Origin of the sequence: Actinomyces sp. ICM58 (genome assembly GCF_000283035.1) — a bacterium.
Lineage (GTDB): Bacteria > Actinomycetota > Actinomycetes > Actinomycetales > Actinomycetaceae > Pauljensenia.
This window is the reverse complement of the sequence record NZ_ALIY01000187.1, coordinates 1-8,082: the sequence shown is the minus strand read 5'-3', so window position 1 is coordinate 8,082 and position 8,082 is coordinate 1. Positions and strand designations below refer to the sequence as shown.

Below are 8,082 nucleotides of genomic sequence, written 5' to 3'. Positions count from 1 at the left end.
GCCCTGGCCGCCGCCGACCAGGCCACGGAGGCCTGACGCCAGCGCTTTTCCTTCCGTTCCCCTCGCCCGGGCATCGCGCCCGCGCGGGGGGAACGCGCGTATCCGCCCCTCGCCCGCATTCCGTAACGGCGTTCACATCATCGCCCGCCGCGAGCGCATTTCCGCGCCCCAGCACGCCTGAGCGGCGTTCCCCTTTCTCCGCTGTGCGCGCAAAACACGGTCCAAGGTGAGGTCAAGGCCCGTCTTTAGCTATGATGGTCCCACGAAACATTTTGAACACCCAGGGAACCGCTTCACGCGGACCCGAACGACGCGGAGGGGGTCGACGCCATGGGGCGCGGCCGTCAAAAGGCTAAGCAGATGAAAGTCGCTCGGAAGCTGAAGTACTTCAGCCCCGACACCGACCTACACGCACTCCAGCGAGAGCTGGCGGATGAGGACTCGTACACGGCGAATGACGCGGTGGACGAGCCCGAAGAGGACGATGCAATCGACGACGACCTCTACTCGAAATACGCCGACTTCGCCGAGATGCCCGCAGAAGACGACGACATCGATCCGAAGCAGCTCGATGAGTCCTTCTGGACGGGCAGTTCCTCCACCAAGTAACGGCTCAGCCACACGGCGGACCGGCCACCGGTCCGCCGCTTTGGCGTACCCACACCGCTATTTCTGACGCGCGCACGCGAGAGGGGGTCGGGGCCCGCAGGCCTCGACCCCTTCTCGTACAGTCAGTAGACGCCAGGCGCGCCCGCTCAGCCCACGCGGTACTCACCGTGCAGCAGCACGGCGCCCGCTTGAACGCCCTTCGTGCCGGAGATGAGGCGCACGCCGGAGGAATCAGCGCCCAGGTCAGCGACCGACCCGAAGCCGGCCACGGTACCGTCGGCGCCAGCCGACGTGACGGAGCCCAGGACCCACGCGGCCACCCCGGCCTCGTTGATGGCGGCCAGGACCTCGGAGGCGACGGACTCGGAGACGACGGCGACCATGCCGACACCCAGGTTCAGGGAGTCCTCCATGCCGACCCAGGTGACGTCGCCGCCGCGGCGCACCCAGTCGAACACGGCGGGCACGGTCCACGTGGAGCGGTCCACGGTGGCGACGGCGCCAACGGGCAGGACGCGCGACAGGTTCGCGGCCAGGCCGCCGCCGGTCACGTGCGAGTAGGCGTGAATCCCCTCGACACCGAAGCGCTCGACCAGGTCCAGGCACAGGCGCGTGTACAGGCGCGTGGGCTCCAGGAGCTCCTCGCCGAGGGTGCGGCCGAACTCAGCCACGTGGGACTCCAGCGAGGCGCCGACGCGGGAGACGACGGAGCGCACCAGCGAGTAGCCGTTGGAATGCAGGCCCGAGGACGCCATGGCGATGACGACGTCGCCGCCCGTCACGCGCTCGGGCCCCAGCAGCTTGGAGGCGTCCACGACGCCGGTCGCCGCGCCCGCAATGTCGTAGTCGTCGGGCTCCATGACGCCCGGATGCTCGGCGGTCTCGCCGCCGATCAGGGGCGTGCCCGTGGCCTCGCAGGCCCGCGCGATGCCGGTGACGATGGAGGCGATGCGCTCGGGGACGACGTGCCCGCAGGCGATGTAGTCGGTCATGAGGACCGGGCGCGCGCCGATCACGACGATGTCGTCGACGACCATGCCCACCAGGTCCTGGCCGATCGTGTCGTGCACGTCCATGGCCTGCGCGATCGCGATCTTCGTGCCCACGCCGTCCGTGGAGGTCGCGAGGAGCGGCCTCTCCATGCCCAGCAGCGCCGACGCGTCAACCATGCCGGCGAATCCGCCGGTCGCGCCCAGGACGGTCGAGTCGTGGGTGGCGGCGACGGCGCTCTTCATCAGCTCGACGGCGCGGTCGCCCGCCGCCGTGTCGACGCCAGCGGTCGCGTAGTCCAGGGGGGTATCGGTCATGGGTGGTGCCTTTCGCAGGTGGCGCTCGACGAGGCCGGGTCTGGGTGATCGGAGAAGGGGAAACGCCCGCGGCGCAGGGGGTGCGTCGCGGGCGTGGGGGGTTAGCAGGGGGTGGCGTCGGGGGTGCCGGGCACGGGCGTCCCGGCGGGGATCGTCTCGGGGTATTCGCCGGTGAAGCAGCCCAGGCACAGGGAGTTACCCTGCCCGGTGGCCGCGACCATCCCGTCGATTGACAGGTAGGCCAGCGAGTCCGCCCCGAGGTGCGCGCGCACCTGCTCGACGTCCATGGAAGAGGCGATGAGCTCGGCGCGCGTCGGGAAGTCGATGCCGAAGAAGCACGGCCACAGCACTGGCGGGGATGAGATGCGGATGTGCACCTCGGCGGCCCCGGCCTCGCGCAGCATCTTGACGAGCGCGCGCTGCGTGTTACCGCGCACGATGGAGTCGTCGATGACGATGAGGCGCTTTCCTTCGATGACCTCGCGCAGGGGGTTGAGCTTGAGGCGGATACCGAGCTGGCGCAGGGACTGCGTGGGTTCGATGAAGGTGCGTCCAACGTAGGCGTTCTTGACGAGGCCCTGCGCGAAGGGGATGCCGGCCTCCTGCGCGTAGCCGATGGCGGCGGGCGTGCCCGAGTCGGGGGTCGGCATCACCAGGTCGGCGTTGATGGGGTTTTCCCGCGCGAGAGCGGCCCCCATCTCGTGGCGCGCGGCCACGATGCGGCGCCCGCCGATCGTCGTGTCGGGGCGCGCCAGGTACACGTACTCGAAAACGCAGGTGTTGGCGCGGCGCACGGCGAATCGGCGCGAATGCACGCCCGAGGCGTCGATCGAGATGAGCTCGCCGGGTTCGACCTCGCGCACGACGGTCGCGCCGCACAGGTCGAGGGCGGCGGTCTCGGAGGCGACGACCCAGCCGGAAGCCAGGCGCCCGAGCACGAGCGGGCGGTAGCCGTGCGGGTCGCGCGCCGCGTACAGCGTGTTCTCGTCCATGAAGACCAGGGAGAACGCGCCCTTGATGCGCGGAAGCACCTTCAGGGCGGCGCCGACGAGGGGAGCGGGCTCGGGATCGGTGACCGACGAGGCCGGGGCGGCCTCGTGCCGGTCCGCGTCACCGGGCGTGACGGCGGGGCTCGCGATGAAGGGGGCGGGCCCGGGGATCCGGTCGGCCATGCCGAGGAGGGCGGTTACGATGGAGGTGTCAGTGGAGGCTCCGCGCTCAAAATCCTCGCCGTCGTCGGCGATGTCTGCGGCCAGCTCGCGCAGCTCCGTGGTGTTCGTCAGGTTGCCGTTGTGGGCCAGGGCGAGCGTGCCCGTGGGGGTGGGGCCCAGCGTCGGCTGGGCGTTACGCCACACGTCCGCGCCGGTCGTCGCATAGCGCACGTGCCCGAGGGCGATGTGACCACGCAGGCCCTGGAGGGACTGCTCAGAGAACACCTTGGAGACCAGGCCCTGGTCCTTATAGACGAGGATCTGCTTGCCATTCGAAGTGGCGATACCAGCGCTCTGCTGACCTCGGTGCTGCAAGGCATAGAGGGAGAAGTAGGTCAGGCGGGAAACGTCCTCGCCCGGGGCCCATACCCCGAAGACGCCGCAGTGATCGTGCGGGTGATCGTCTCCGAAGAGTTCCTGATCGGACAGTGTCATGTCTGGCTGCGAGACGGGAAGCACTCTCTCACTCTGGCATACTTTTCCGCCGTTGGTGGCGCGTATCCACGTTGTGATGAGCACATCTGCACCGCTGAGGAGGGGACATCGGCGCGTAATTGCGCACGCTTTGCCGCCGGATTCGGTCGCCTCGTGGCCGAGATGACACAATAGAGTGCAGCAATCTTGAGGAGGAAACGTGGCCAATCCGACGCTGAGCGCCATCATGTGGGGACTCGCCCTGCTGGTGAGCGCCTTGGCCATCCTGTCGTTCGCGCGAGGCCTGACCCACATGTGGCGCACGGTCTCGGCGGGCACGCCCGACCCGGGGCGCCTGAGCCCCGTCGGCAAGCGCCTCTGGGGCGTCGTCTCCGCGGCCCTCACCCACCGCGAATTCAAGGGGCGCCCCTGGATCAAGGCGGCCCATTGGCTCGTCATGGTGTCCTTCCCGATCCTCTTCCTCACGCTGGTCACGGGCTACGCGCAGCTGCGCGTCCAGACCTTCACGCTGCCCCTCCTCGGCCACTTCGCGCCGTGGGAGTGGCTCACCGAGGTCTTCGCGTGGGGCGGCCTGGCGGGCATCATCGGCCTCATGATCGTGCGCCAGCGCGCCGGGCACGGAACGGCCGCCGAGGCAGCCCTCTCCAACGACGACCCCGACGGCGCAGCCGCCGCGGCTGACCCCGAAGGTACCCCGCCCTCGTCCCTGACCCGTCCCCACCCGCGCGACTCTTCCCCGCGCGGCCTCGCCTCCCGGTTCCTGGGCTCGACCCGCTGGCAGGCGCTCTTCGTCGAGTGGGTCATCCTCATCGTGTGCGCGTGCGTCGTGGCCCTGCGCGGCCTCGAATACGCGCTCTTCAGCGTCACTCCCGGCCTCGAAGCCCACGCGAGCGCGCTGCACTTCCCCCTCACCGCCTGGCTCGGCGCGCTCTTCGCGGCGGCCGCCTCCTCCTCGGCCACCGCGCTGGCCAACGCGATTGTCCTGGTCAGCGCCCTCAAGGTCATCACCTCCATGACCTGGCTGACGGTCGTCGGCATCCAGACCGGCATGGGCGTCGCCTGGCACCGCTTCGTCGCAATCCTCAACCTGTACACGCGCCGCAACGCGGACGGCACGAAGTCCCTGGGACCGGCCGACCACATGCTCATCGATGGAAAGCCGGTCACCAGCGAGGACGACTTCGACGACGTCCCCGAAGACACGGTCCTCGGCGTGGGCACAATCGACGACTTCTCGTGGAAGGCCCGCCTGGACCTGTACGCCTGCACCGAATGCGGCCGCTGCCAGGAGCTGTGCCCCGCGTGGAACACCCAGAAGCCCCTCTCCCCTAAGCTCCTCATCATGGGCCTGCGCGACCACATGGAGTCCGCCTCCAACGTGCAGATCGTCGAGCAGGAGGAGGGCCACCAGAAGCTGGAAGACGGCGAGGTCCTCCTCGACAAGGGCGTGCCTGCCTCGCCGCACTCCTTCGACCTGGTCTCCGCCCTGTCCCTGTCGGGCGCGACCGGCCCCGAAGGCGTCTGTGCGGTCACCGCTCCCCTGGTCCCCGAGGTCGTCTCCGAAGAGGTCCTGTGGGACTGCACGAACTGCGGCGCCTGCGTCGAACAGTGCCCCGTCGACATCGAGCACATCGACCACATTCTCGACCTGCGCCGCCACCAGGTCCTCATGGAGGGCGCGTTCCCCCGCGAGCTGGGGCGCGCCTTCCGCGGCATGGAATCCAAGGCGAACCCCTACAACCAGGCGGCCCGCAAGCGCATGGACTGGGCGAAGAAACTCGACTTCGACATCCCCGTCGTCGGCGAGGACATCGAGGACGCCTCCGAGGTCGACTACCTGTTCTGGGTGGGCTGCGCGGGCGCCTACGACGACACCGCGAAGAAGACCAGCGCCGCCGTCGCCGAGCTGCTGCACACCGCTGGCGTGTCCTTCGCGGTCCTCGGCTCGGGCGAGTCCTGCACGGGCGACCCGGCCCGCCGCGCCGGCAACGAGGCGCTCTTCCAGATGCTGGCCGCCCAGGCGATTGACACGCTCACAGAAGCCAAGCCCCAGAAGATCGTCGTCTCCTGCGCTCACTGCTTCAACACGATCGCCGGCGAGTACCCGGAGCTGGGCGGTTCCTTCGACGTCGTCCACCACACGCAGCTCCTCAACCGCCTGGTGCGCGACGGCCTGCTCACGCCGGTGGCCCCCGCGTCCGCTGCCTCCACTGCCTCCACTGCCCCCACGGGCGAGGACACCACGGGCGAGGCCGGAGCCGGGGCCACGGACGGCGTGCCCCAGGCCGGTGCACCCCTGAAGGTCACCTACCACGACGCGTGCTTCCTGGGCCGCCACAACCGCGTCTACGAGCCGCCACGCGAGCTCGTCGGCTCCCTGCCGAACGTGGAGCTCGTCGAAATGCCGCGCAACCGCGACCGCGCGATGTGCTGCGGCGCAGGCGGCGCGCACGCCTGGTTCGAGGAGACCCGCGGGACCCGCATCGCAGACGCCCGCATCGTCGAGGCCGCGTCCACGGGCGCGGACGTCGTCGCGACGGCCTGCCCCTTCTGCTCCCAGATGCTCGGCTCCGCCTCGGGCACGTCTGCCGGCTTCGTCTCCTCCGACGCCACCGACCCAGGCTCCGCGAGCGCCGACGCCACCACGGCCTCGCCCGGCGGCAAGCTCCCGGAGGTCCGGGACGTGGCCGTCATGCTGCTGGAGGCCGTCAAGCGCGGGCAGTAACGCACGCGCACGGCCCGCACCCCACAGTGTGCGCCGCACGTAAATCCCACAGACAAGAGGGCGGCCCCGCGGGAGAACCTGCGGGGCCGCCCTGTAACGTTTGAAAGGATCAGTCCTCGACACCAACGATGACGTTGGAGGCCTTGATGACGGCGACGGCCTTGGAGCCGACGGTTAGGCCGAGCTCCTCGATGGCGGCGTTCGTGATCGACGAGGAGATGACCAGGCCGGGGGCGACCTCGATCTTGACGATGCCGTTCACGGCGCCCTGAGAGACCTCAACGACGGTGCCGGGGAGCTGGTTGCGTGCAGAGAGCTTCATGGTATGCCCTTTCCTTCGTATGGATGTGACAACAGGGCCACACTAGCGGGTGACGCGCGCTTCTTCTACGGGTGGCCTATTCTCCCTCTTCAGAGGAGATTTCCTCGAGGCCGACGAGGAAGCCGTCCTCGTCGATGACGTTGCCGCCTACGAGGGTCGCGATCATGCCGGCCGCCTTCTCCACATCCTGCGTGGAACGCAGGCGCTCGAGGCGCGCGGTGCGGCTCATCGTGCCCGCTCCGGGCGTCGGCGCCGTCCCAGGCAGCCAGCGCACCTGGTACTCGATGATGGCCCCGGCCGTCCACGGCTCCCAGCGCAGCACGCGCGGGGGCGTGGGAACCGCGTGGACCTCGATCATCATGTCCGAACGGTTGCCGATCGGGCTCATCAGCGCATAACCGTCAACGACCTGCGGCTTATCGCGCTGGGCTTCGAGCTCCTCGCGAGCCTTGGCGATCTTCGAGGCGATATCCTCGCGGACCGGCCCCAGCTCGGCCTTGAGCTTCTCGATGTGGGCGGCCTGCGCGGGGCTCAGTGCCGGGGCCTTCGGGGCCTCGGGAACGATGTCGCGCGCGTCCTTCATCTGCTCGAAACCGGCTCGTTCACGCATGGCCTGCAGCAGGTCCTCGGGGTTGATCCAGCGCGGCGAATACACCGTCAGGTTGACCGCCGAGTCCGCGTCGGGGACCATCACGTAGCCGCTACCCGCGATGCGCATGCCGCCCGCCAGTCGGCGCGCCATGCGGTTGAGGGCCTCGAGCACGCGGTACTCCAACCCGATGGGCATACCCTCGGGGAAGGCCTTCGCCCACTCCCCCATTACCGCGTTGGCCTGCTGCTTGGCGCGAGCCACCGGGCACCGCAGGATCCACGCGTTGGTCAGCGTCGACGGGGTTCCGAGGTCGGCGCGGGTCGGCTGATCCAGCGACCACGGGCCCACGAGTTCAGCCTCTGAGGACAGGCGCAGGCGCCCCGGGGCGATCCAGCCGGCCTCGTCCCACATGGAGATCGCGAGGGCCTCCAACTCGGCCGGGTCCACCGCCTCCGACACGAGGAACAGGTGGTGTTCCCTGGCCTCGTTCAGGTCGATGACGCCAGCCGGCTCACTCACCTCGATCGCGGCCGCAATCGGGACGGCGGCCTCGGCGCTGGTGATCTCGCCGTCGGCCGCGACCTGGAAGGCGGTGTCTGTCGTCGTCATCCCACCCAGCGACACGTTCGTCTGCGTGAGCGGATTCCCGGTCGTCGCGGCGGTGAGCATCGGGTCCGCGAAGCTGTGGTGCGCGCTCGCCATGCGTTCCTTGAGGGAGCGCCTCACCGGCGAGGCCTGGGGAGCCTCGTCCCTGTTGGTGACCTGGTCTGCGCGCGGGGTCATGCCCGGCAGCGCGACGCCCGTAATGACTCCGGTACGCACCGCCGAGGAGGACTGGTCCCCCGTGCTCTCCTGCGCGGGGCGCTCCGACCGTGCCGGCG

At 69.5% G+C, this 8,082-nt stretch carries 7 protein-coding genes; 3 read left to right on the top strand and 4 right to left on the bottom strand.

Annotation, left to right across the window (positions count from 1 at the left end; translation table 11 throughout):
* Both HMPREF1138_RS11515 and HMPREF1138_RS08435 read left to right on the top strand, forming a co-directional pair.
* Positions 1-181 (top strand): hypothetical protein (locus HMPREF1138_RS11515; RefSeq protein WP_238318630.1); only part of this gene is annotated, 181 nt, incomplete at its 5' end.
* A 149-nt stretch (positions 182-330) separates the two neighbouring features.
* Positions 331-609 carry a DUF3073 domain-containing protein gene (locus tag HMPREF1138_RS08435; protein ID WP_021610625.1) on the top strand — a complete coding sequence of 93 codons (279 nt, stop codon included), beginning with the start codon at positions 331-333 and terminating at the stop codon, positions 607-609.
* A 146-nt stretch (positions 610-755) separates the two neighbouring features.
* Here the strand turns inward: HMPREF1138_RS08435 and purM are convergent, their stop codons facing one another.
* Both purM and purF read right to left on the bottom strand, forming a co-directional pair.
* Complete coding sequence (purM, locus tag HMPREF1138_RS08430; RefSeq protein WP_009058705.1) at positions 756-1,916, bottom strand: phosphoribosylformylglycinamidine cyclo-ligase; 1,161 nt, start codon at positions 1,914-1,916, stop codon at positions 756-758.
* 101 nt (positions 1,917-2,017) lie between these two features.
* The gene (gene purF, locus HMPREF1138_RS08425; RefSeq protein ID WP_009058708.1) at positions 2,018-3,586 is read right to left on the bottom strand and encodes an amidophosphoribosyltransferase; all 1,569 of its coding nucleotides are present in this window, start codon (positions 3,584-3,586) and stop codon (positions 2,018-2,020) included.
* A gap of 175 nt (positions 3,587-3,761) precedes the next feature.
* On the opposite strand from purF, the gene HMPREF1138_RS08420 reads away from it, so the two are divergent.
* On the top strand, positions 3,762-6,287 hold the full coding sequence (locus HMPREF1138_RS08420; RefSeq protein WP_009058712.1) for a (Fe-S)-binding protein: 2,526 nt from the start codon (positions 3,762-3,764) through the stop codon (positions 6,285-6,287).
* 109 nt (positions 6,288-6,396) lie between these two features.
* On the opposite strand, the gene HMPREF1138_RS08415 is transcribed toward HMPREF1138_RS08420, so the two are convergent.
* Both HMPREF1138_RS08415 and HMPREF1138_RS11345 read right to left on the bottom strand, forming a co-directional pair.
* Positions 6,397-6,609 carry a TOBE domain-containing protein gene (locus HMPREF1138_RS08415; protein ID WP_004565611.1) on the bottom strand — a complete coding sequence of 71 codons (213 nt, stop codon included), beginning with the start codon at positions 6,607-6,609 and terminating at the stop codon, positions 6,397-6,399.
* A gap of 76 nt (positions 6,610-6,685) precedes the next feature.
* On the bottom strand, positions 6,686-7,984 hold the full coding sequence (locus tag HMPREF1138_RS11345; protein ID WP_238318631.1) for a hypothetical protein: 1,299 nt from the start codon (positions 7,982-7,984) through the stop codon (positions 6,686-6,688).
* Positions 7,985-8,082: the final 98 nt, after the last annotated feature.